The sequence below is a fragment of the Pseudomonas sp. P65(2024) genome (assembly GCF_057480955.1).
The window spans coordinates 88,712-112,380 of sequence record NZ_JBLIYX010000012.1 but is presented as its reverse complement, the minus strand read 5'-3'; the positions used below and the strand labels follow the sequence as shown (position 1 = coordinate 112,380).

Below are 23,669 nucleotides of genomic sequence, written 5' to 3'. Positions count from 1 at the left end.
TCCTCCCATGAGTCATTCATGCAGGAGTGACAAGATTTCCGTGAATTAGCCCGATATCAAAGAGGCATCCTTCGATGATCGCCCAGCTGCCGCCCCGTGCGCCCGCCGCCCACTATCCCGAGTTTCTCGAAGCCCTCAAGAGCAGTGGCTTCCGTGGCCAGATCAGTGCCGACTACGGCACCCGCACCGTGCTGGCCACCGACAACTCCATCTACCAGCGCCTGCCCCAGGCGGCGGTGTTCCCATTGGATGCCGACGATGTGGCGCGGGTCGCCACGCTCATGGCCGAGCCGCGCTTTCGCGATATCAAGCTGACCCCGCGTGGCGGTGGCACCGGCACCAACGGCCAGTCGCTGACCGACGGCATCGTCGTCGACCTGTCGCGGCACATGAACAGCATTCTCGAGATCAACGTCGAGCAGCGCTGGGTGCGGGTCCAGGCGGGCGTCGTCAAGGACCAGCTCAACGCCGCGCTCAAGCCCCATGGGCTGTTCTTCGCGCCAGAGTTGTCGACCTCCAACCGCGCCACCGTCGGCGGCATGATCAACACCGACGCCAGCGGCCAGGGCAGTTGCACCTATGGCAAGACCCGCGACCACGTGCTCGAGCTGCACAGTGTGCTGCTCGGTGGCGAGCGTCTGCACAGCCTGCCGATCGACGACGCGACGCTGGAGCAGGCCTGCGCCGCGCCCGGCCGGGTCGGCGAGGTGTACCGCATGGCCCGCGAGATCCAGCAAACCCAGGCCGGGCTGATCGAAAGCACCTTCCCCAAGCTCAACCGCTGCCTGACCGGCTACGACCTGGCGCACCTGCGCGACGAGCAGGGTCGCTTCAACCTCAACAGCGTGCTGTGCGGCGCCGAAGGCTCGCTGGGCTATGTGGTCGAGGCCAAGCTCAATGTGCTGCCGATCCCGAAGTACGCGGTGCTGGTCAACGTGCGCTACACCAGCTTCATGGACGCCCTGCGCGACGCCAATGCGCTGATGGCGCACAAGCCGCTGTCGATCGAGACCGTTGACTCCAAGGTGCTGATGCTGGCGATGAAGGACATCGTCTGGCACAGCGTCGCCGAGTATTTCCCGGCCGACGCCGAGCGCCCGACGCTGGGTATCAACCTGGTGGAGTTCTGTGGCGACGAGCCGGCCGAGGTCAATGCCCGGGTCGAGGCGTTCGTCGCCCACCTGCAGCGCGACACCAGCGTCGAGCGCCTGGGGCATACCCTGGCGGAGGGCGCCGAGGCGGTCACCCGGGTCTACACCATGCGCAAGCGTTCGGTGGGGCTGCTGGGCAACGTCGAGGGCGAAGTGCGGCCACAGCCGTTCGTCGAGGACACCGCCGTGCCGCCGGAGCAGCTGGCTGACTACATCGCCGACTTCCGCGCGCTGCTTGACGGTTACGGCCTTGCCTACGGCATGTTTGGCCATGTCGATGCCGGCGTGCTGCACGTGCGTCCGGCGCTGGACATGAAGGACCCGGCCCAGGCCGCGCTGGTCAAGCCGATCTCCGATGCCGTGGCGGCGCTGACCCAGCGCTATGGCGGCCTGCTCTGGGGCGAGCATGGCAAAGGCCTGCGCTCGGAGTACGTACCGGAATACTTCGGAGAGCTGTACCCGGCATTGCAGCGTCTCAAGGGCGCCTTCGATCCATACAATCAGCTCAACCCGGGCAAGATCTGCACCCCGTCGGACAGCGCCGAAGGCCTGACCCCGGTGGATGGCGTGACCCTGCGTGGTGACCTTGACCGCAGTATCGACGAGCGCGTTTGGCAAAGTTTCGGCAGCGCCGTGCACTGCAACGGCAACGGCGCCTGCTACAACTACGACCCCAACGACGCCATGTGCCCGTCGTGGAAGGCCACTCGTGAACGCCAGCACTCACCCAAGGGGCGTGCTTCGCTGATCCGCGAATGGCTGCGTCTGCAGGGCGAGGCGAACATCGATGTGCTCGCCGCCGCCCAACGCAAGGGGGCCTGGTTCATGGGGCTGCCGGCGCGCCTGCGCAACAGCCGTGCGCGCCAGCAGGGACAGGAAGACTTCTCCCACGAGGTATACGACGCCATGGCCGGCTGCCTGGCGTGCAAGTCCTGCGCCGGGCAGTGCCCGATCAAGGTCAACGTGCCGGACTTCCGCTCGCGCTTCCTCGAGCTGTACCACGGCCGCTACCAGCGCCCGTTGCGCGATTACCTGATCGGCTCGCTGGAGTTCACCATCCCGTACCTGGCCCATGCGCCGGGCCTGTACAACGCGGTGATGGGCTCGAAGTGGGTGAGCAGGCTGCTGGCGGACAAGGTCGGCATGATCGACAGCCCGCTGATCAGCCGTTTCAACTTCCAGGCCACCCTGACCCGTTGCCGGGTCCAGGTGGCGAGCGTGCCGGCCCTGCGTGAGCTGACCCCGGCCCAGCGCGAGCGCAGCATCGTGCTGGTGCAGGATGCCTTCACCCGCTATTTCGAGACGCCACTGTTGGCCTCGTTCATCGAGCTGGCCCACCGCCTGGGGCACAAGGTGTTCCTCGCGCCCTATAGCGCCAACGGCAAGCCGTTGCACGTGCAGGGTTTCCTCGGTGCCTTCGCCAAGGCGGCGTTGCGCAACGCCACCCAGCTCAAGGCCCTGGCCGACTGCGGCGTGCCGTTGGTGGGGCTGGATCCGGCGATGACCCTGGTCTACCGCCAGGAGTACCAGAAGGTCGATGGCGTGGAGTGCCCGTCGGTGCTGCTGCCCCAGGAGTGGCTGATGAACGTGCTGCCCGAGCAGGCGCCGGCCAAGGGCGACAGCTTCCGCCTGATGGCCCACTGCACCGAGAAAACCAATGTGCCAGCCAGTACCAAGCAGTGGGAGCAGGTGTTCGCCCGCCTGGGGCTGAAGCTGGTCACCGAGGTCACCGGTTGCTGCGGCATGTCCGGTACCTATGGGCATGAAGCGCGCAACCAGGAAACCTCGAAGACCATCTTCGAGCAGTCCTGGGCGACCAAGCTGGACAAGCAGGGTGAGGCATTGGCGACCGGCTACTCGTGCCGCAGCCAGGTCAAGCGCATGACCGAGAAGCAGTTGCGTCATCCATTGGAGGTGGTGTTGCAGTACGCGCAGCGCTAGTCAATTGCTGGGGGCGCATAGCGCCCCCGGTTTATCGCTCCCGTTGCAGTCGAGCTTGTCGGTACAGATAACAACTCAACAACAACCCGCATCCCGCTGCTGCCGCCGCGAACAGGAACATCGAGGCAAATCCGAACCCCGCCGCCACTGCGCCCACCAGCGGCCCGGTGATCCCCAGCGACAGGTCGATGAACAGGGAATAGGCCCCCACCGCCGCGCCGCGGTTGGCTGGCGACACCTGGTTCACGGCTTCCACCCCTAACGCGGGAAATACCAGTGAGAATCCGAAACCGCTCAGCGCCGCACCGGCCAGGGCCATCTCGGCGCTGGAGGCGAGCCACAGCATCAGCAACCCCAGGGTCTCAATCGACAGGCAGGCGATCGCCACGCGGAAGCCGCCGATGCGGTTGATAAGGTTGCCGAAAAGCAGGCGCGCGCAGATGAAGCTGGCACCGAACAGGCTCAGGGTCAGCGCGGCGTTGGGCCAGTCACGGCTGGCATAGAACAGCGTGATGAAGGTGGCGATGGTGCCGAAGCCGATCGAACCCAGGGCCAGCCCCGAACCATGGGGGAACACCTTGCCCAGCACTCGCATGAACGGCAGGCGCACGCCGGCGACCACCGGCGCGGCGCGCTTGGGCCAGGCCAGCAGCAGGCCGAGCACGCCGAGCAGGATGATGCTGGCGCCGATACTCCACAGGCCAAGGCTCTTGGCCATCAGTACTCCCAGAGGTGCACCGATCGCCAGGGCGCCATAGCTGGCGATGCCGTTCCAGGAAATCACCTTGGCGGTATTCTGCGAGCCGACCCGGCCGATGCCCCAGCCGATCGAGCCCGAGCCCACCAGGCTTTCGGCGCTACCCAGCACCAGGCGTCCGACCAGCAAGCAGGCAAGGCTCAGCCAGGGCCAGGGTGTGAGGAAGTGGCAGGCCAGCATGAACACTCCGCTCAGGCCACAGCCGGCCAGGCCCCACATCACGGCCCGCTTGCTACCCAGGTTGTCGATGATGCGGCTCGCAGTGGGGCGGCTGAGCAGGGTGGCCAGGTACTGCACGCTGATGACCAGGCCGGCAACCACGGCGCTGAAGCCAAGGTCGTTGTGCACGTAGCTGGGCAGTACAGCCAGCGGGATGCCGATGTTCAGGTAGCCGATGAAGGTGAAGATGACAATGGCGACGACCTGGGCGGTGGTCCTGAGGGAGGAGGGGCGCTGCTCAAGCATGAAGGATTCCGGAAACGATAAGACCAAGGCGCGGTCATCATAGCCTGGTGGCGCAGGGCTGTGGATTAAGGTTGCAGGGGCAGGTGACGGTGGCCAGCGGGGCCACTGTCGCGGTGGTGGGGAGCGTCAGTAGTTGCTGTATGGCAGCAGCCAACTGACGCTGAAATCAGCGTTCGGATAGTCAAGACGCAGGCGCGGCAGTACGAAGCCGCCGCACGAGCGGCAGGTATCCATCAGGGTGAAGACCTTGATGCTGGCGATCTCGTCACTGCGGGCGAGCAAGTCCTGGTTGATCGTCGAGGCGACCAGGCGCTCGGAATCCAGATGGCGCCAGTGGTTCTTGATGATCAGCCAGTTGGCGCGGCGCAGGACGGGGAGGTGGGTGAAGCGTGGATCCGGGTCCAGTCCCTGCATGCGGGCGCGGGCGTCAATGTAGTCGATGGGCGGCTGTTGGCCCGGCGCGGGAGGATGGAGACCGATCCCCCGTTTCGCCCGGCCACCGGACAACGCGAAGTACACGCGGCGGCTGCCGTCCCTCAAGGTGACGGTGGCAAAAGCGAAATTGGCCCCCGACAGGTGTTGGCGCAATTGCCTCATGCCACCGTCGGTCAGCATCTGGGCAACGCTCAGTGGGGTGTAGGCGCTGCGTGCGCCCGAGGCGGGTAGCAGCAGGTTGAGCACGCCGTTGACATGCAATTGCTCCACGGCATCGAAGCTGGCCAGGTTATGAAATTCGGGGATGATCATTTTGTTCAGTCCCGTTACATCGTTCAGCGAAAAACCGGCCAGTTGATCCTGCGCCCGGGACGAGGTCAGGATGTTGCGGGCAAATTCCGGGTATTGCGCCTCTTCCAGCTGGTCGAGTGCGCTCTGCAGGGCGGTCGGTGCGCTGGGTGGATTGCTGCGTCGATTGTGGCGTACCCAGTCGCGCAGCAGGCCGGCGAGGTTGTCGATGTCCTGTTGCAGGTTCGGCCTGGTGGCCACGATGCGATAGGTTTCGCTGACATCGAGGTATTGGGCGATGGCGTTCAAGTCGGTGACTCGGGTAAAGGTCAGGCGGGTGTCCTGTGCCGGGATGGGGTACTGGCTGGGGGTCAGCGTGCCCTGGCGCAAGGCGGCGGTCTGGCTGCGCTGCCAGGCTTCGAAGTCGAACGGGGCGCCGTAGAATACGCCGGTATCGGCTTCGACCAACAACCAGTCGCTGTCCAGGTACTGCACGCGCGCACCGCGCAAGGTGCGACGGTCGGCAAGGCCTCGGATCAACCGGCCTAGCCGGACCGGTGGGCAGTGGCCGCTGAACAGCGCGACCTGATCGACTGTCATGTCGGCCGGCAGGCCGAACCAGTGTTCGCTTACCGGGTAACCCAGTACGCCGTCCTCGTAGTAGTGCGGCGGATTAAGCAGGCCCATGGCATCGGCCTCGTCGTCGCTCAGGGGGGTGAGGGCCCTTCGACTGCTGGCAGGTTGGCGTCCTCTGCCGGGAATGATTTCCTGCGTGTATTGCACCAGGCGATTCTCGCGCACCATGACCTGCGCCACGCTGTCGCCGTGTGCGCCGTTGGCGCGGTAGGTGATCGGCTGCGGTTCGATACGGATGGTCTCGAAGGCGTGGCTCACTTGTTGGCCGTAGGCGGGCGTGCCGGCCTGGTTGGCGGGTGGCGCCAGCTGAAGCGCGATACCCTGTGCGGGAGCATCCGGATAGGGCGGTGCTTGGCGTACAGGGTCTTGTGCCCACAGCAGGGGCGTATTGCGCACACGCTCGGCCACGCCGGCAGGCTGACCGATGCGGTGGCGATAGGGGACTCCGTTGATGATCGCGTCGACATGGTCTGGGTCGCGGATGATGAACACCGGGTAGACGACCGGGTTGGAGGCTTTTTCCCACGCTCTGGTGATATCGTCGCCCTCGCCCAGCAGCAGTCTGATGGCATTGGGCTTGTGGCCGGGCAGCAGCTTTTGCTGGGGAATCGCTGCGGCGAGGCTGGCCCGTGTGCGTGCGTCGGTGCCGCCCGGCCAGTCGCTGGGGCCTGCGCCGCGGCGATGCAGCCTGGTGGGCAGTGGCTGGCCCTTCCAGTGCCTGGCGGCTCGCAACATGCCAAGGCGCAGGGCCTTGGCGTTTTTGCCAGCTGCGCCATGGAGCCGCGCCAGGGGTTTGATGAGGCGTCCGCCCAAGACGAAGGCACTGCCCGCGGTGCCAAGTACGTCCAGGCCGCAGCCCAATGCTTCTGTACCATTGCGCACGCCGAAGCAGCTTAGCCCGGGCACCAGGTTGGACAGCAGCTTGAACAGGTAGCGTCCGATACTGTCCTTGCGCTGTTCGGCGAGGAACTGTTCGTGTGATGTCGTACCTTTGCAGATGCCATACAGTGCGTCGCAGTTGCCCAAAGCGATGGATTCTGCGTAATAGCGGATCAATACTTCCAGGCGATGTTCAATCGGCGCTTTGCCCAATTCCACAATTGTTGGCCATGGCGCGACCTGCCAGGGAATAGTGGTTTCGTTGTAGTCGGTGTAGTCCAGAGGCAGGGTCTCGATCCATCGTTCGCGTTGTGTCCTGGTAACGACATGGCGACGCCAGGTCAGCTTCTCTGGAAACAGCTCATAGAAGGTGTCGACAGTGTCGCCGTAGAGATGGACGATGATGCCTTGGGTGCCGATTTCCATTCTCCAGTCCGCGATGGGTGAGTCTCCGTAGCTGGGAACGCTGCCTTTGATAGGGCCTATGTACGTCGGCCATGTGACGGCATGGCAATGCCAATCACTGTTCTTCAGTCGGTCCTGGTCTGTTTGGGGCAGATGGCGCAATAAGCGCTGCATTGCATCGGCGTAGATCATCCGGGCACGTTGGCGCCATGCCTGGAACTCGTGGTCGTAACGTGCCGTGGCGTCCGGCAGTTGGCTGTGCCGATAGCCTGCTCCGTGATCCAGGTAGGCATTGACGTGCAGTTGGTTGTCCACGTTGCTGCCCTGCGGATCGATGCCTGCCTGGCGCAGCTCATGCCGAGCCAGCTCGAAGCGATCAGGGACATCGCGAAGGCTCTCCCGGTCCCAGGCGGTGAGGTAATGGTCATAGGCCAGTTGCCATTGTGCTTTAGACCAGGGTGGAGGTTGCTTGAGCAGGCCCTGCAACTGAACCCACTCGGCGACGGTCGCTGCCAAGGCCCCCTCGAACGCCGGGGTAGCCTGCTTGTCGGGCAGGTCGGTAGCTTGTTCTGCAGCGGCGAAGGTCACGGGCTTGCGCTGGGCCAGCAGCAGATAGGCACCTTGGCGCAGGTTGGCCCAGCGCACATCGTGATCGTAGAGATAGTCGTCGGGAGCGTCGTCGATAAGCAGCTCAGGTGCGAAGCGGCGTAACAGCAGTTCGGCAGCCAGTTCTGCCATGGCGGGCACGCCGCCAAGATGACTGTGCAGGCTGTTGATCAGGTCGAGGCGAATTTCGCTCAAATGCTGGTATTTGTTGTGTGCGTTGAACAGCGCGAAATCGAGGATATGGCCTGGACGGTACTTGGTCGGAGGATAGAGTGCATCGATCAAGGTCTGTTCGACCAGGGCGCGGTACGCGGGGGCGTTTGCCGGCGTGCTGTCCCACTGCACTGCTGCCGCCAGGCGTTGGCCCAGGCGGTCGAAGGTGATAGCGCCCAGCAAGGCATCCAGTACCTGGCCTGCCGGGGCGTTCAGGGCGGAGCCATCCAGCGTGATGCGCCCATACTGGTTGACCGGCTTGTCTGTCTTGCGCTCCCGCGCAGTGGCGAAACGATAGTGCAAGCCTTGGTAAAAGAATGCGGCCTGCAGTTCATTGAGCAGTTTCTCGAAGAGATGCTGACCGGGTGTCGCTTTGAACAGGTGAGTGGCCAGGATGGGAAGGTCAAGGTGCTCGTCGAGTTCCAGTCTGGGCTGCTGCGGGCGCAGGGGCTTCACGCTCAGTTTGCCGCGGAGTAACAGCGTTGCCGCAAGGTAGGTGACGGCGCGTGTCAGGCGTGGATAGGTGTGCCAGAGCGCCTGGGCGAAGCTGGCGACTGCGTAAGGTGTGTCAAGGTGTGAGTCAGGTAGCAGCTCAGGAAATCTGCCGGTGTCGGCAACCTTGATCAGTTGCCCGGCCAAGGTGCCGTAGAAGAGTGCACAGTCGTTGTGGTTCGCTGGCTGAGAGCGCTCGCGTCCCAGAAAGCGATTAAGGTACAGCCTGGCGTGCTCGCTACCCAGCGCTGTCTCCAGGGCTGTCTCGAGCTCCAGATCCATGAGCATTCTCGGATAGAGAGCGTCCACGCCGAAGGCTTGGTCGAAATGGTCGTTAAGCGAGGTGGCGATGTCCTGAGGTCCGGAGAGCTCGCTTACGACGATGACATCGGCGGGAGTCAGGGCGAGGATTTTTGCCTTTTCGGCGGCGTTGAGATGAGAGCGGCGAAACATGCGGGAGCCTCCGTTTTGGAAGGCCGCAGTTTGTCGGAGTGGGGCAGGTCGGTGCGGTAAGAGGATATGGCGTGGCGTGAAAGGTGTCTTGACGGTGTGAAAACGTGATGATGGGGAAGCTCCCGCAGGTCAGCCGTTTTCACACTGTCGAACGGTGCGCGGGTTATTCCTGGTCGGCGCTGGATTGATCATCGCCGTCCTGGTCGACGGCGGGCGTCGGTTCGGCGTGGGCGGCAACGGATTGCTCTTCGGGGTTCAGGCTTGGGAAGGGAAGATTCGGGATTTCATGCATCTCGTCGTTCCTCGCAAGTGTGAGTGAAAAGGCGGCGCCAGGGCGCATGTGTGGCTTCGAAAAGCTGGGGCAGGATACAGCAGTCTGGGTGACAGTTTGAGATTTTTGCCGGGCGCTGGTCGGTTCAAGCGGTCGGCTATCGGTCAAGGGGAGCTTCAGGAGGGCGCGTGGGAGCGGGCTTGCCCCGCGATAGCACTATCGCGGGGCAAGCCCGCTCCCACGCCACATCGGCCAGATATCAGCGACAGACGTCGGCGATGGCCGCCGCCAATTGCTCCAGGCGTCGTGCATCCGCCCCGGCGATGTTCGCCCGGCCGGTACCGACCATGTACACACTGTGCCGCTCACGCAGCAGGCGCACTTGCTCGGGGTTCAGCCCGGTGTAAGAGAACATCCCGCGTTGCGCGGCGATGTGCGCGAAACGCTCGGCCAGGCCATGTGGGGCCAGCGCCTGCACCAGGCCTAGACGAAGCTCGGCGATGCGCTGGCGCATGGCGTTCACTTCCTCGACCCACAGCGCCTTGAGCGCCGGATCACCGAGGATCTCGGCGACCACCGCGGCGCCATGGTCCGGTGGCGTCGACCACAGGTTGCGCGCAATGAACGCCAATTGGCTGCGCACATCCAGCAGTTTCTCGGCATCGTGGCTGCACACCAGCAGGGCGCCGGTGCGATCGCGGTACAGGCCGAAGTTCTTCGAGCAGGAGCTGGTGACCAGCAGTTCTGGCAGTTCGGCGGCAAATAGGCGCACCGCCCATGCGTCTTCTTCCAGGCCGTCACCGAAGCCTTGGTAGGCGAAGTCGATCAACGGCAGCAGGTTGCGGCGCTTGACGATGTCGAGCACCGCGCGCCAGTCGTCCTGGCCCAGGTCGAAGCCGGTCGGGTTGTGGCAGCAGGCGTGCAGCAGCACCACATCGCCTTGCGCTGCCTGTTCCAGCGCGGCGAGCATGCCGTCGACGTTCAGGCGGTTGTCCTTGCCCACGTAGGGGTAGTGGGACACCGTGAGCCCGGCGCCGGCGAAGATCGTCTCGTGGATCGGCCAGGTCGGGTCGCTTAGCCAGATGCCACGCCCCGGCAGGCAATGGGCGATGAACTCCGCGGCCAGGCGCAGGGCACCGGTGCCGCCCGGGGTTTGGGTCGCGCCGGCGCGCTGGCTGGCCAGCAGCGGCGAGTCGCTGCCCAGCACCAGTTCGCTGACCAGGCGGCCAAACGCCGCGTCGCCATGGCCGCCGATGTAGCTTTTGGTGGCCTGGCGTTCGACCAGGCGCTGCTCGGCCTGTTTGACCGCCGCGGGAATCGGCGTCAGACCCTGGGCGTCCTTGAACACGCCGACTCCCAGGTCAAACTTGGCCGGGTTGGCGTCGCGGGCGTAGGCCTCCATCAGCCCGAGGATCGGGTCGCCAGGGACCCGGCCGATGGCTGCGAAGTGCATCACTTGCGCCCTTCGGCGGTCTTGGCGACTTCGTCGGTGCGCGCGCACATGATGAAGTCGTTGCGGTGCAGGCCCTTGATCGAGTGGCTCCACCAGGTCACGGTGACCTTGCCCCATTCGGTCAGCAGGCCCGGGTGATGGCCTTCGGCTTCAGCGATTTCGCCAATGGCATTGGTGAAAGCCAGGGCGTGCTTGAAGTTCTTGAACAGGAACACGCGCTCGAGCTCCATGTGGCCGTCGCGGACTTCGATGTTCCAGTCCGGGATCTCGCGGATCAGTTCCGCCAGTTCCTCGTCGGTGACTTTCGGCGCATCGGCGCGGCAGGCTTCGCAGTGGGCTTGGTTCAAGGCATTCATGGGTGTTTTCCGGTTTGAGTTGTTATCGACAGGGGCGCTCAGGCGGCGACCTTGGGTGGAAACTTCGGTGCGTGCAGGCCCAGCTGCATGGCTTGGTGGACCATGGCCATGATGTCTTCGTGGGCCAGGTCGAACAGGCGCTTCATGTTCGGCAGGACGAAGTACAGGGGCTGCAGGATATCGATGCGATACGGCGTGCGCATGGCCTCGATCGGGTCGAAGGCCTGGTGCTCCGGCTCGCCTGACAGGCTGTAGACGGTCTCCTTCGGCGAGGAGAGGATACCGCCGCCGTAGATCTTGCGACCCTGCGCGGTTTCCATCAGGCCGAACTCGATGGTCATCCAGTACAGGCGCGCCAGGTACACACGCTGTTCCTTGGTCGCCGCCAGGCCGAGTTTGCCGTAGGTGTGGGTGAATTCGGCGAAGAAGGGGTTGGTCAGCAGCGGGCAGTGACCGAAGATCTCGTGGAAGATGTCGGGCTCCTGCAGGTAGTCCAGCTCTTCGGGTGTGCGGATGAAGGTGGCGACCGGGAAGCGCTTGCTGGCCAGCAGCTCGAAGAAGGTCTGGAAAGGGATCAGCGCCGGCACGCGGGCAACCTGCCAGCCGGTGGTGGCGCCCAGCACCTTGTTGATTTCGCCGAGTTGGGGGATGCGGTCATGGGGCAGCTTGAGCTGCTCGATGCCGTCCAGGTATTCCTGGCATGCCCGGCCTTCGATCACTTTCAGTTGGCGAGTGATCAGGGTGTTCCACACCGCATGCTCTTGCTGCGGGTAGTCGATAAAACCATGCGCATCGGGCTCGCGTGCCACGTATTGCGTCTGTTTCATGTGGCTCTCCTGGTGAGGGCGTTCTTGTTATGTACAGGACATACCTTAGGAATATCCCTACAAACGCGGCTTTGCACCGGGGTTGAGGCCAGTTATGGCTATCCGCTGGTCCTGAAATCGTAACGATAATTTTACAAAAATGCCCTTGTGCCGGAAAATCACGGGTATCGAGCTGGGCAGAAGGGTAATTCTGTCAGTTTATCTTTACGAATTTTCCGCGTGCCGAGTAAAAACCTTGGCCGCTTCGAGACCTTTCATGCGTATCAAAGTGCACTGCCAGAACCGCATCGGCATCCTGCGGGATATCCTCAACCTGCTGGTGGAGTACGGCATCAACGTGTTGCGCGGCGAGGTGGGCGGCGATCATGGCAACGCCATCTACCTGCACTGCCCAAACCTGATCAACTTGCAGTTCCAGGCGCTGCGGCCGAAGTTCGAGTCGATCGCCGGGGTGTTCGGGGTCAAGCGCGTCGGCCTGATGCCCAGCGAGCGCCGACACATGGAGCTGAACGCGTTGCTGGGCGCGCTGGATTTCCCGGTACTGTCGATCGACATGGGCGGCAGCATCGTTGCCGCCAACCGTGGCGCGGCACAGTTGCTCGGGGTGCGGGTGGACGAGGTGCCGGGCATTCCGTTGTCGCGCTATGTCGAGGACTTCGATCTGCCGGAGCTGATCCGCGCCAACAAGTCGCGCATCAACGGCCTGCGCATCAAGGTCAAGGGCGATGTGTTCCTCGCTGATATCGCGCCATTGCAGTCGGAGCATGATGACAGCGAGGCCCTGGCGGGTGCGGTGATCACCCTGCATCGCGCCGATCGCATCGGCGAGCGTATCTACAACGTGCGCAAGCAGGAGCTGCGAGGCTTCGACAGCATCTTCCAGAGCTCGCGGGTGATGGCTGCGGTGGTGCGCGAGGCGCGGCGCATGGCGCCGCTGGATGCGCCGCTGCTGATCGAGGGCGAGACCGGTACCGGCAAGGAATTGCTGGCGCGCGCCTGCCACTTGGCCAGCCCCCGTGGCCAGGCGCCGCTGATGGCGCTCAACTGCGCCGGCCTGCCGGAGTCGATGGCCGAAACCGAGCTGTTCGGCTACGGCCCGGGGGCGTTCGAAGGCGCGCGTGCCGAAGGCAAGCTGGGGCTGCTGGAGCTTACCGCCGGTGGCACGCTGTTCCTCGATGGCGTCGGGGAGATGAGCCCGCGCTTGCAGGTCAAGCTGCTGCGATTTCTGCAGGATGGCTGTTTCCGCCGGGTCGGCAGTGACGAAGAGGTGTACCTGGATGTGCGGGTGATCTGCGCGACCCAGGTCGACCTGTCCGAGCTATGTGCCCGGGGCGAGTTCCGCCAGGACCTCTACCATCGCCTCAACGTGCTGTCGCTGCATATTCCGCCGCTGCGCGAATGCATGGATGGCCTGGAGGGGCTGGTGCAGCACTTCCTTGACCAGGCCAGCCGGCAGATCGGTTGCCCGATGCCGCGCTTGGCACCGGCGGCGATGGACAAGCTTGCTCAATATCATTGGCCGGGCAACGTGCGCCAGCTGGAGAACGTGCTGTTCCAGGCGGTGTCGTTGTGCGAGGGTGGGGTGGTGAAGAGCGAACATATCCGTTTGCCGGATTATGGCGCACGCCAGCCATTGGGCGAGTTTTCCCTGGATGGCGATCTTTCGCAAATTGTCGGGCGGTTTGAAAAGGCGGTATTGGAAAGTTTGATGAGTGAATTTCCAAGTAGCCGGGCGCTGGGGAAAAGATTGGGGGTTTCCCATACGACCATTGCCAACAAGTTGCGGGATTATTCGTTGAGCAAGTCAGGGGAGTGAGCGTGGCTAATTGCCTTGAAAGTTACACTTGGTCTTGTGGGCGCGGACTTGTGTCGCGAAAGGGCTGCGTAGCAGCCCCGGGGTTTTAGCAGCATGCAAAGATCGCCGGGGCCGCTTTGCGGCCCTTTCGCGACACAAGGCCGCTCAGGGATCGCGCAAGGCTTGAGATTGGCGCGGTCGCCTCAGCCGTTGGAACAACCGTTCCCCATCACGCGGTATTCGAGAATATGCTTCTGGCCCTGGGAGTCCTCGTAGGTCATACGGGCCGGCACCACTTCGCAGACATTTGGCACTTCGCTCATGGAGATGACGCGGGCGATGTCCAGGTGCTGCGAATAACTGTACTGTTCAACCGGAATCTGCTCGACATCTTTTGCTTCGCCGGCCAATGCCGCGCCGCAAAAACCGCCAAGTACCAATACCAGTAAAGCTTTCATTTTCAAGTTACCTGTCTAAGGTCGTGAGGTGGCACGCGGCGCTTATGGCGCCGCGAGTACAGCAAGTTTCAACTATCGGGATGAGATACGGATTAACGCTGCCTTCGTGGGGGCTGTTACCAAGTTAATCGCGTTGCCGTTGCTGGCGAGATGAATTTTAGGGGGGCGCCCACGGCTGAAACAGAGGGGGTTTTGATAAAGTCTTTTGACAGAATCTGTAACAATCCCCGTCGAAACCCTTTCTTTTCCTCTCGACGATGGCTGCATGCCATGTACTAGAGCGGTCGCGCCCGATCGGTAGGTCGACGACCCGTCGTGTTACTACCAACGTCGAATGGTCTTGGCCGCTCTGGTACAGTTACAAACGGTTCCATACAAAAACAACTATTACACCGAGGTAACACAGATGAGTGCGGCTCCACTGTATCCCGTTCGTCCCGAGGTTGCGGCCAGTACCCTGACCGACGAGGCCACCTACAAGGCCATGTACCAGCAATCGGTGATCAACCCGGACGGCTTCTGGCGCGAGCAGGCCCAGCGTCTGGACTGGATCAAGCCTTTCACCAAGGTCAAGCAGACCTCGTTCGACGACCACCATGTCGACATCAAGTGGTTCGCCGACGGCACTCTGAACGTTTCCTACAATTGCCTGGACCGCCATCTCGCCGAGCGCGGCGACCAGCTGGCGATCATCTGGGAAGGCGACGACCCTTCCGAACACCGCAACATTACCTATCGCGAGCTCCACGAGCAGGTCTGCAAGTTCGCCAACGCCCTGCGTGGCCAGGATGTGCACCGTGGTGACGTGGTGACCATCTACATGCCGATGATCCCCGAGGCCGTGGTCGCCATGCTGGCCTGTGCCCGCATCGGCGCGATCCACTCGGTGGTGTTCGGCGGCTTCTCGCCGGAGGCGCTGGCCGGGCGCATCATCGACTGCAAGTCGAAAGTGGTGATCACCGCCGACGAAGGCCTGCGCGGTGGCCGTCGCACCCCGCTCAAGGCCAATGTCGACCTGGCCCTGACCAACCCTGAAACCAACAGCGTACAGAAGATCATCGTGTGCAAGCGCACCGGTGGCGACATCGCTTGGCACCAGCACCGCGACATCTGGTACGAAGACCTGATGAAGGTTGCTTCCAGCCACTGCGCGCCGAAAGAGATGGGCGCCGAGGAGGCGCTGTTCATCCTCTATACCTCCGGTTCCACCGGCAAGCCCAAGGGCGTGCTGCACACCACCGGCGGTTACCTGGTGTATGCCGCGCTGACCCACGAGCGCGTGTTCGACTACCGTCCGGGCGAGGTCTACTGGTGCACCGCCGATGTGGGCTGGGTCACCGGCCACAGCTACATCGTCTACGGCCCGCTGGCCAATGGCGCCACCACACTGCTGTTCGAGGGCGTGCCGAACTACCCGGACATCACCCGGGTGTCGAAGATCGTCGACAAGCACAAGGTCAATATCCTCTACACCGCGCCGACCGCCATTCGCGCCATGATGGCCGAGGGCGAGGCGGCGGTGGCCGGTGCTGATGGCTCCAGTCTGCGCCTGCTGGGCTCGGTGGGTGAGCCGATCAACCCCGAGGCCTGGAACTGGTACTACAAGACCGTCGGTAAGGAACGTTGCCCGATTGTCGATACCTGGTGGCAGACCGAGACCGGCGGTGTACTGATCAGCCCGCTGCCGGGCGCCACCGCGCTGAAGCCGGGCTCGGCGACGCGTCCGTTCTTCGGCGTGGTGCCAGCGCTGGTGGATAACCTGGGCAACCTGATCGAAGGCGCCGCCGAGGGCAACCTGGTGATCCTCGACTCCTGGCCGGGCCAGTCGCGTTCGCTGTACGGCGACCACGACCGTTTCGTCGACACCTACTTCAAGACCTTCCGCGGCATGTACTTCACCGGTGACGGTGCCCGCCGCGACGAAGACGGCTACTACTGGATCACCGGCCGTGTCGATGATGTGCTCAACGTCTCAGGGCATCGCATGGGTACCGCTGAGATCGAGAGCGCGATGGTGGCGCATCCGAAGGTCGCCGAGGCGGCCGTGGTGGGCGTGCCGCACGACATCAAGGGGCAGGGTATCTACGTCTATGTCACCCTCAACGCCGGCGAGGAGTCGAGCGAGCAACTGCGCCAGGAGCTGAAGAACTGGGTGCGCAAGGAGATCGGCCCGATCGCCTCGCCGGATGTGATCCAGTGGGCACCGGGACTGCCGAAGACCCGCTCGGGCAAGATCATGCGCCGCATCCTGCGCAAGATCGCCACCGGCGAGTACAATGCGCTGGGTGATATCTCCACCCTGGCCGACCCAGGGGTGGTGCAGCACCTGATCGACACCCACAAGGCGATGAGTCTGGCCACCGCTTGAGTTGAAGCATCGCAATCGTGGGGGTGGACCTTTCCCGCGATACGGTCATCAGCAAAAACCCCGCCCATGCCCGGCGGGGTTTTTGCTTTACTGATACCGACTGTTACTCCGACATCCATCGGTAACCCTGGCTGTCACCGATTTCGCCCAAATGCGGGGCTTGTGGAAACATTCGCGTGCCATTTGAGTGCATTGCTGCGAGCATTTTGTGCGGGGTCGCACGCTGCACTTGCCGGAATACAAGGCTTTGCCAATAATGGGCCCGCTTATTGCTTTGGGTATAGGTTATTTCTCTTTTGCTCTTGCATATCTCGCAGGAGCTGTCAATATCGCCCGCCGCGGTTCCTGGCGCTTCTGTAATTAGTTGTCGCTTTGAAGAAATATCGACCACCGGGCTGTCGCTAGAATGCCACTCACTCGCTCGTGGTCTGCGACCTTGGTCGAAACCTGCGCGGCTCGCGCTGTACCCATTCGCATATCGGGCAGCCGTTACAACTGCCTTGTATTGCCCCGTACCGATGGAGTTACCTGATGAAGAAGCTCGCACTGCTTGGCGCCCTGGCGCTTTCCGTGTTTTCCCTGGTATCGCAGGCCGATGAGAAGCCGTTGAAGATCGGTATCGAGGCCGCCTACCCACCCTTCGCCTTCAAGCAACCCGATGGCAGCCTCGCCGGCTTCGACTACGACATCGGCAACGCCCTGTGCGAACAGATGAAAGCCAAGTGCACCTGGGTCGAGCAGGAGTTCGACGGCCTGATTCCTGCGCTGAAAGTGCGCAAGATCGACGCCATCCTCTCGTCCATGTCGATCACTGATGATCGCAAGAAGTCGGTCGACTTCACCAAGCGCTACTACCTCACCCCGGCGCGTCTGGTCATGAAGGAAGGCACTGCCGTCAGCGACAGCCTGGTTGAGCTCAAGGGGAAGAAGATCGGCGTGCAGCGCGGCTCCATCCATGATCGCTTCGCCAAGGAAGTCCTGGGCGCGCAAGGCGCTACCGTCGTGCCTTACGGCACCCAGAACGAAATCTACCTGGACGTCGCCGCCGGTCGCCTGGACGGTACCGTGGCCGACGCCACCCTGCTCGAAGACGGTTTCCTGAAAACCGACGCCGGCAAGGGCTTCGCCTTCGTAGGCCCGGCCTTCACCGATACCAAGTACTTCGGTGACGGTGTCGGCATTGCCGTGCGCAAGGGCGACACCGCCAACGCCGAGCGCATTAACGCGGCCATCGACGCTATCCGCGCCAACGGCAAATACAAAGAAATCGAGAAGAAGTACTTCAACTTCGATATCTACGGTCCAGACTCGAAGTAAGCCCTCGAGTTTCACCTGTGCAATGGTGCAAACAGCAGAATCTCTGAGGTTTGCACCATTTTTCATTCCCAAGCCCTGAGGAATTCGAATCATGTTGAAAGGCTATGGGGCAGTCATCCTCGATGGGGCGTGGCTGACGCTGCAGCTCGCCCTGTCGTCGATGGCCCTGGCCATCGTCCTCGGCCTGATCGGCGTCGCGCTGCGCTTGTCGCCGGTGCGCTGGCTGGCCTGGCTGGGGGATCTGTATTCCACGGTGATCCGTGGCATCCCTGACCTGGTCCTGATCCTGCTGATCTTCTACGGCGGCCAGGACATCATCAACCGGGTGGCGCCGCTGCTCGGCTATGACGACTACATCGACCTGAACCCGCTGGTCGCCGGCATCGGCACCCTGGGCTTCATCTTTGGTGCCTACCTCTCGGAAACCTTCCGCGGCGCTTTCCTGGGTATTCCCAAGGGGCAGGCCGAGGCGGGCGCGGCCTATGGCATGAGCGGTGTCCAGGTGTTCTTCCGCATCATGGTGCCGCAAATGATCCGTCTGGCGATCCCTGGCTTCACCAACAACTGGCTGGTGCTGACCAAGGCGACCGCGCTGATTTCGGTGGTCGGCCTGCAGGACATGATGTTCAAGGCCAAGCAGGCGGCGGACGCCACCCGCGAACCCTTCACCTTCTTCCTCGCGGTGGCGGCGTTGTACCTGGTGCTGACCAGTGTCTCGCTGCTGGCGCTGAAGTATCTCGAGAAGCGCTACTCGGTGGGCGTCAAGGCGGCTGAACTATGATCTTCGACTACAACGTCATCTGGGAGGCCATGCCGCTTTATCTGGGCGGCCTGCTGACCACCCTCAAGCTGCTGGCGCTGTCGCTGCTGTTCGGTCTGCTGGCGGCTGTTCCGCTGGGCTTGATGCGCGTCTCCAAGCAGCCGCTGGTGAACATGAGCGCCTGGCTGTACACCTACGTGATCCGCGGCACGCCGATGCTGGTGCAGCTGTTTTTGATCTACTACGGCCTGGCCCAGTTCGAGGCGGTGCGCGAAAGCTTCCTGTGGCCGTGGCTGTCCAGCGCGACCTTCTGCGCCTGCCTGGCTTTTGCCATCAACACCAGCGCCTACACCGCCGAGATCATCGCTGGCAGCCTCAAGGCCACGCCTCACGGCGAGATCGAGGCGGCCAAGGCCATCGGCATGTCGCGCATGAAGATGTACCGCCGCATCCTCCTGCCTTCGGCGCTGCGCCGGGCGCTGCCGCAGTACAGCAACGAAGTGATCATGATGCTGCAGACCACCAGCCTGGCGTCGATCGTCACCCTGATCGACATCACCGGTGCCGCGCGCACGGTCAACGCCCAGTACTACCTGCCTTTCGAGGCCTACATCACGGCGGGCGTGTTCTACCTGTGCCTGACCTTCATCCTCGTGCGCCTGTTCAAGATGGCCGAACGCCGCTGGCTCGGCTACCTGGCGCCGCGCAAGCACTGACCGCTCTGTGAGATCCGACAGCATGTACAAACTCCAAATCCAAGACCTGCACAAGCGCTACGGCAGCCATGAGGTGCTCAAGGGCGTCTCCCTCGAAGCCAAGGCAGGCGACGTCATCAGCATCATCGGCTCCAGCGGTTCGGGCAAATCGACTTTCCTGCGCTGCATCAACCTGCTGGAGCAGCCGCACGCGGGCAAGATCCTGCTCAACAACGAAGAGCTCAAGCTGGTGGCCGGCAAGGACGGCGCGCTCAAGGCCGCCGACCCGAAACAACTGCAGCGCATGCGCTCGCGGCTGTCGATGGTGTTTCAGCATTTCAACCTCTGGTCGCACATGACCGCGCTTGAGAACGTCATCGAAGCGCCGGTGCACGTGCTGGGGGTGAACAAGAAGGAAGCGCTGGAGAAGGCCGAGCACTACCTGGCGAAGGTCGGCGTGTCCCATCGCAAGGATGCCTTCCCTGGCCACATGTCCGGCGGCGAGCAGCAGCGCGTGGCCATCGCCCGCGCCCTGGCCATGGAGCCTGAGGTGATGCTGTTTGACGAACCGACCTCGGCGCTCGACCCGGAGCTGGTGGGCGATGTGCTCAAGGTCATGCAGTCGCTGGCCCAGGAAGGCCGCACCATGGTCGTGGTCACTCACGAGATGGGCTTTGCCCGCGAGGTGTCCAACCAGCTGGTGTTCCTGCACAAGGGGCTGGTGGAGGAGCGCGGCTGCCCGCGCGAGGTGCTGGTCAATCCGCAGTCCGAGCGCCTCAAGCAGTTCCTTTCCGGCAGCTTGAAGTAATCGCTGCACATTTGCACCCTAATGGGGCATGCTGCGCCATCCGCGCGGCATGCCCTCGCGCCACAAGCGCGAACCCTTCCTTCCAGGTTTCGGACCACGCCCTATGACCACCCAGCGAATCGGATTTCTCATCTGGCCAAGTACCAAGCCGCTGACCCTGGCGTTGGCTGAAGAGGTGCTGCAGGTGGCCCAGCGGGTGCATCCGGACGTGGTCTACGAGTTGAGCTATCTGCAGGCCGAAGCCGGGCAGGAGGGCCCCTGGCGCTTGCCGGGCGAGGCATGGAACGGTCGTCTCGAGGGTTGCCACAAACTGTTCCTGCTGGCCGATGAGCCGCCGGTGACAATCGGATCGTCGCTGTCCGCCGCGCTCAAGCAACTGGCGCGCAGCGGCTGCATGATCGGTGGCCTGTCCGCCGGCGTGTACCCGCTGGCGGCGCTGGGCCTGCTCGATGGCTACCGCGCCGCGGTGCACTGGCGTTGGCAGGATGATTTCGCCGAGCGCTACCCCAAGGTGATCGCCACCAGTCATCTGTTCGACTGGGACCGTGACCGCCTGACGGCCTGCGGTGGCATGGCAGTGACCGACCTGTTGCTGGCGGTGCTGGCGCGCGATCATGGCGCGGAGCTGGCGGGCGCGGTGTCCGAAGAGCTGGTGGTCGAGCGTATCCGTGAAGGCGGCGAGCGCCAGCGCATTCCGCTGCAGAATCGCCTGGGCTCCAGTCATCCCAAGCTCACCCAGGCGGTGCTGCTGATGGAGGCCAATATCGAGGAGCCGCTGACCACCGACGAGATCGCCCAGCATGTGTGCGTGTCCCGTCGCCAGCTGGAGCGGATTTTCAAGCAGTACCTCAATCGAGTGCCCAGTCAGTATTACCTGGAGCTGCGCCTGAACAAGGCACGGCAGATGCTGATGCAGACCAGCAAGTCGATCATCCAGATCGGGCTGTCCTGCGGGTTCTCCTCGGGGCCGCATTTCTCCAGTGCGTACCGCAACTTCTTTGGCGCCACGCCGCGTGAAGACCGTAACCAGCGGCGCAGCAGCAGCCCATTCGAGCTGAGTTCGGCGCCGGCCGAGCGGGGCTGAAGACCTTCCTTCCTGCGAAGACGCTATCGCGGGGCAGGCCCGCTCCCACGGCTTGCGCTGTGTGTGGGAGAGGGTTTGCCCCGCGATGGGGTTTATATATGTGAACACCCGTTCACCCAATTCTCGCCGGGCATCTCCCCGACACCCCGTCCTCCCGTTACACTGCGCGATTGCGACACTGTTTGTCGCATTGCCGAAAACCGCGTGAAAACACGGTTTGGCGCTGTAACAAGTTGTCGCCTGGCAGCAAGGACAGGCGCCAATCAGTCCTTACAATCCCCTCATCGCTCGCCACTTCCAGGCCAGCGTTCCTCTTCAGGAGACTCAGATGTCCGTTGAGCAAGCCCCGGTGCAACGTGCCGATTTCGACCAGGTCATGGTTCCCAACTACTCCCCGGCGGCGTTCATTCCTGTACGAGGCGAGGGTTCCCGAGTCTGGGACCAGACCGGTCGCGAGCTGATCGACTTCGCCGGCGGCATCGCCGTGAATGCCCTGGGCCACTGCCACCCGGCGCTGGTCAAGGCGCTCACCGAGCAGGCCAACACCCTCTGGCACGTCTCCAACGTGTTCACCAACGAGCCGGCCCTGCGCCTGGCGCACAAGCTGGTGGACGCGACCTTTGCCGAGCGCGCGTTCTTCTGCAACTCCGGCGCCGAGTCCAACGAGGCCGCCTTCAAGCTGGCCCGTCGCGTCGCCCACGACCGCTTTGGCCCGGAGAAGCACGAGATCATCGCGACCGTGAACAGCTTCCACGGTCGTACCCTGTTCACCGTTAGCGTCGGTGGCCAGCCCAAGTACTCCGACGGCTTCGGTCCGAAGATCACCGGCATCAGCCATGTGCCATACAACGACCTGGAAGCGCTGAAGGCACAGATTTCCGACAAGACCTGCGCTGTGGTCATCGAGCCGATCCAGGGCGAGAGCGGCGTGGTCCCGGCCGACAAGGCCTACCTGGAAGGCGCGCGCAAGCTGTGCGATGAGCACAACGCATTGCTGATCTTCGACGAAGTGCAGACCGGCGTTGGCCGTACCGGCTCGCTGTATGCCTACCAGCACTACGGCGTGACCCCGGACATCCTGACCAGCGCCAAGAGCCTGGGTGGCGGCTTCCCGATCGGCGCTATGCTGACCACCAGTGACCTGGCCAAGCACCTGGCCGTCGGCACCCACGGCACTACCTACGGCGGCAACCCGCTGGCCTGTGCCGTCGCCTGCGCCGTGCTGGATGTGGTCAACACCCCGCAAACCCTGGCAGGCATCAAGGCCAAGCATGAGCGCTTCAAGGCCCGTCTGGAGAAGATCGGCCAGGAAACCGGCTTGTTCACCCTGGTGCGTGGCGTCGGCCTGCTGATCGGCTGCGTGTTGAGCGAGGCCTGGAAAGGCAAGGCCAAGGACATTCTAAACGCCGCCGAGAAGGAGGGCGTGATGGTTCTGCAGGCCGGTCCCGACGTGGTGCGCTTCGCCCCGAGCCTTGTGGTCGAGGATGCCGACATCGACGAAGGCCTGGATCGTTTCGAACGTGCCGTGGCAAAACTGACCAAGGGCTGATCGCCCTTCGCCGGCCTCCAGACGGGGCCGGCGATACCTGAATTCCAGTGCGGGCACCTGCTTGCAGGTGGTGGCGCGTGCCCGCCGTTTTTCCGTGCCGATGTGATCGGCGCGCTTTCCCGAAAGGAGTGACACCATGCTGGTGATGCGCCCCGCGCAAATGGCTGATCTGAACGAAGTGCAGCGCATGGCTGCCGACAGCCCCATTGGTGTCACCTCGCTGCCGGATGACGCCGGCCGCCTGGGCGACAAGATCGCCGCCTCGGAAACCTCCTTCGCCGCCGAGGTCAGCTTCAATGGCGAGGAGAGCTACTTCTTCGTGCTCGAGGACAGCGCCACCGGCAAACTGGTCGGCTGCTCGGCCATTGTCGCCTCGGCCGGCTACTCCGAGCCGTTCTACAGCTTTCGCAACGAGACCTTCGTGCACGCCTCCCGCGAGCTGAAGATCCACAACAAGATCCACGTCCTGTCGCTGTGCCACGACCTCACCGGCAACAGCTTGCTGACCAGTTTCTACGTGGTGCCGGAGCTGGTGAGCAGCGCCTTCGCCGAGCTCAACTCCCGCGGCCGCCTGCTGTTCATGGCCGCGCACCCCGAGCGCTTCGCCGACTCGGTGGTGACCGAGATTGTCGGCTACAGCGACGAGCAGGGCGAGTCGCCGTTCTGGGACGCCATCGGCCGCAACTTCTTCGACCTCAACTACGCCGACGCCGAGCGCCTCTGCGGCCTCAAGAGCCGCACCTTCCTCGCCGAACTGATGCCGCACTACCCGATCTATGTGCCGCTGTTGGCCGACCAGGCACAGGAAGCCATGGGCCAGGTGCACCCGCGGGCGCAGATCACCTTCGACATCCTCATGCGCGAAGGCTTCGAGACCGAGCACTACATCGACATCTTCGACGGCGGCCCGACCCTGCACGCCCGCGCCTCGGGTATCCGCTCCATCGCCCAGAGCCGGGTGGTGCCGGTCAAGCTCGACCAGACGCCGGTCAAGGGTGGCCGTCCGTACCTGGTGTGCAACGGCCAGTTGCAGGATTACCGCGCCGTGCTGCTGGAGCTGGACTGGGTGCCGGGCAAGCCGGTCAGCCTGAGCGGCGAAGCCGCCGAGGCCCTGGGGGTCGGCGAAGGCGCCAGCGTGCGCCTGGTCGCGGTCTGAACCGCCGCAACAGAGAGTTTCGCGGCAGGCACAGACCGCCGCACAAGGAGA

Annotated in this window: 17 protein-coding genes; 10 read left to right on the top strand and 7 right to left on the bottom strand. The window is 63.4% G+C overall.

The annotated features are described in order from the left end of the window. Window positions 1-74 precede the first annotated feature (74 nt). Window positions 75-3,092 carry a D-2-hydroxyglutarate dehydrogenase YdiJ gene (gene ydiJ / locus AC25MA_RS17210; RefSeq protein ID WP_486972234.1) on the top strand — a complete coding sequence of 1,006 codons (3,018 nt, stop codon included), beginning with the start codon at window positions 75-77 and terminating at the stop codon, window positions 3,090-3,092. A 31-nt stretch (window positions 3,093-3,123) separates the two neighbouring features. Here the strand turns inward: ydiJ and AC25MA_RS17205 are convergent, their stop codons facing one another. From AC25MA_RS17205 to phhA, 6 genes are all read right to left on the bottom strand, one after another. Further along, window positions 3,124-4,314: an MFS transporter gene (locus AC25MA_RS17205; protein ID WP_028691078.1), complete on the bottom strand. Its 1,191-nt coding sequence runs from the start codon at window positions 4,312-4,314 to the stop codon at window positions 3,124-3,126. 126 nt (window positions 4,315-4,440) lie between these two features. After that, entirely contained in the window at window positions 4,441-8,721 is a 4,281-nt protein-coding gene (locus AC25MA_RS17200; protein WP_349738985.1) for a deaminase domain-containing protein, read from the bottom strand. 163 nt (window positions 8,722-8,884) lie between these two features. After that, window positions 8,885-9,013 (bottom strand): hypothetical protein, encoded by a 129-nt coding sequence (locus AC25MA_RS17195; protein ID WP_256582346.1) that lies wholly within the window; start codon window positions 9,011-9,013, stop codon window positions 8,885-8,887. Between the two features lie 238 nt (window positions 9,014-9,251). Continuing rightward, on the bottom strand, window positions 9,252-10,448 hold the full coding sequence (locus AC25MA_RS17190; RefSeq protein WP_213883127.1) for an amino acid aminotransferase: 1,197 nt from the start codon (window positions 10,446-10,448) through the stop codon (window positions 9,252-9,254). Continuing rightward, window positions 10,445-10,801: a 4a-hydroxytetrahydrobiopterin dehydratase gene (locus AC25MA_RS17185; RefSeq protein WP_028691075.1), complete on the bottom strand. Its 357-nt coding sequence runs from the start codon at window positions 10,799-10,801 to the stop codon at window positions 10,445-10,447. Before AC25MA_RS17185 ends, AC25MA_RS17190 begins: the two co-directional genes overlap by 4 nt. 38 nt (window positions 10,802-10,839) lie before the next feature. Continuing rightward, complete coding sequence (gene phhA / locus AC25MA_RS17180) at window positions 10,840-11,628, bottom strand: phenylalanine 4-monooxygenase (RefSeq protein WP_062360651.1); 789 nt, start codon at window positions 11,626-11,628, stop codon at window positions 10,840-10,842. A gap of 256 nt (window positions 11,629-11,884) precedes the next feature. Between phhA and AC25MA_RS17175 the strand changes: the two genes are divergently transcribed. After that, window positions 11,885-13,444, top strand: a complete 1,560-nt coding sequence (locus tag AC25MA_RS17175) for a sigma-54-dependent phenylalanine hydroxylase transcriptional regulator PhhR (protein ID WP_028691073.1) — start codon at window positions 11,885-11,887, stop codon at window positions 13,442-13,444. A gap of 182 nt (window positions 13,445-13,626) precedes the next feature. Here the strand turns inward: AC25MA_RS17175 and AC25MA_RS17170 are convergent, their stop codons facing one another. Beyond that, a complete protein-coding gene (locus AC25MA_RS17170) occupies window positions 13,627-13,881 on the bottom strand; it encodes a DUF2790 domain-containing protein (protein WP_023630669.1) in 255 nt (84 codons plus the stop codon). Window positions 13,882-14,287: 406 nt separating this feature from the next. Here AC25MA_RS17170 and acs point away from each other — a divergent pair, with 406 nt between their 5' ends. The 8 genes from acs (at window position 14,288) to aruF (ending at window position 23,618) form a co-directional block, all read left to right on the top strand. Further along, window positions 14,288-16,249 (top strand): acetate--CoA ligase, encoded by a 1,962-nt coding sequence (gene acs / locus AC25MA_RS17165; RefSeq protein WP_486972233.1) that lies wholly within the window; start codon window positions 14,288-14,290, stop codon window positions 16,247-16,249. A 531-nt stretch (window positions 16,250-16,780) separates the two neighbouring features. After that, window positions 16,781-17,566 (top strand): ABC transporter substrate-binding protein, encoded by a 786-nt coding sequence (locus tag AC25MA_RS17160; protein ID WP_028691071.1) that lies wholly within the window; start codon window positions 16,781-16,783, stop codon window positions 17,564-17,566. Between the two features lie 91 nt (window positions 17,567-17,657). Then, window positions 17,658-18,347 carry an ABC transporter permease gene (locus AC25MA_RS17155; RefSeq protein ID WP_028691070.1) on the top strand — a complete coding sequence of 230 codons (690 nt, stop codon included), beginning with the start codon at window positions 17,658-17,660 and terminating at the stop codon, window positions 18,345-18,347. Then, the gene (locus tag AC25MA_RS17150) at window positions 18,344-19,042 is read left to right on the top strand and encodes an ABC transporter permease (RefSeq protein ID WP_050706737.1); all 699 of its coding nucleotides are present in this window, start codon (window positions 18,344-18,346) and stop codon (window positions 19,040-19,042) included. Before AC25MA_RS17155 ends, AC25MA_RS17150 begins: the two co-directional genes overlap by 4 nt. A 22-nt stretch (window positions 19,043-19,064) precedes the next feature. After that, on the top strand, window positions 19,065-19,829 hold the full coding sequence (locus AC25MA_RS17145; RefSeq protein WP_023630946.1) for an ABC transporter ATP-binding protein: 765 nt from the start codon (window positions 19,065-19,067) through the stop codon (window positions 19,827-19,829). 103 nt (window positions 19,830-19,932) lie between these two features. Next, window positions 19,933-20,913 (top strand): transcriptional regulator ArgR, encoded by a 981-nt coding sequence (gene argR, locus AC25MA_RS17140; protein WP_028691068.1) that lies wholly within the window; start codon window positions 19,933-19,935, stop codon window positions 20,911-20,913. A 328-nt stretch (window positions 20,914-21,241) separates the two neighbouring features. Beyond that, window positions 21,242-22,462: an aspartate aminotransferase family protein gene (locus tag AC25MA_RS17135; RefSeq protein ID WP_028691067.1), complete on the top strand. Its 1,221-nt coding sequence runs from the start codon at window positions 21,242-21,244 to the stop codon at window positions 22,460-22,462. 136 nt (window positions 22,463-22,598) lie between these two features. Next, window positions 22,599-23,618 carry an arginine/ornithine succinyltransferase subunit alpha gene (aruF, locus tag AC25MA_RS17130; protein ID WP_028691066.1) on the top strand — a complete coding sequence of 340 codons (1,020 nt, stop codon included), beginning with the start codon at window positions 22,599-22,601 and terminating at the stop codon, window positions 23,616-23,618. Window positions 23,619-23,669 lie beyond the last annotated feature (51 nt).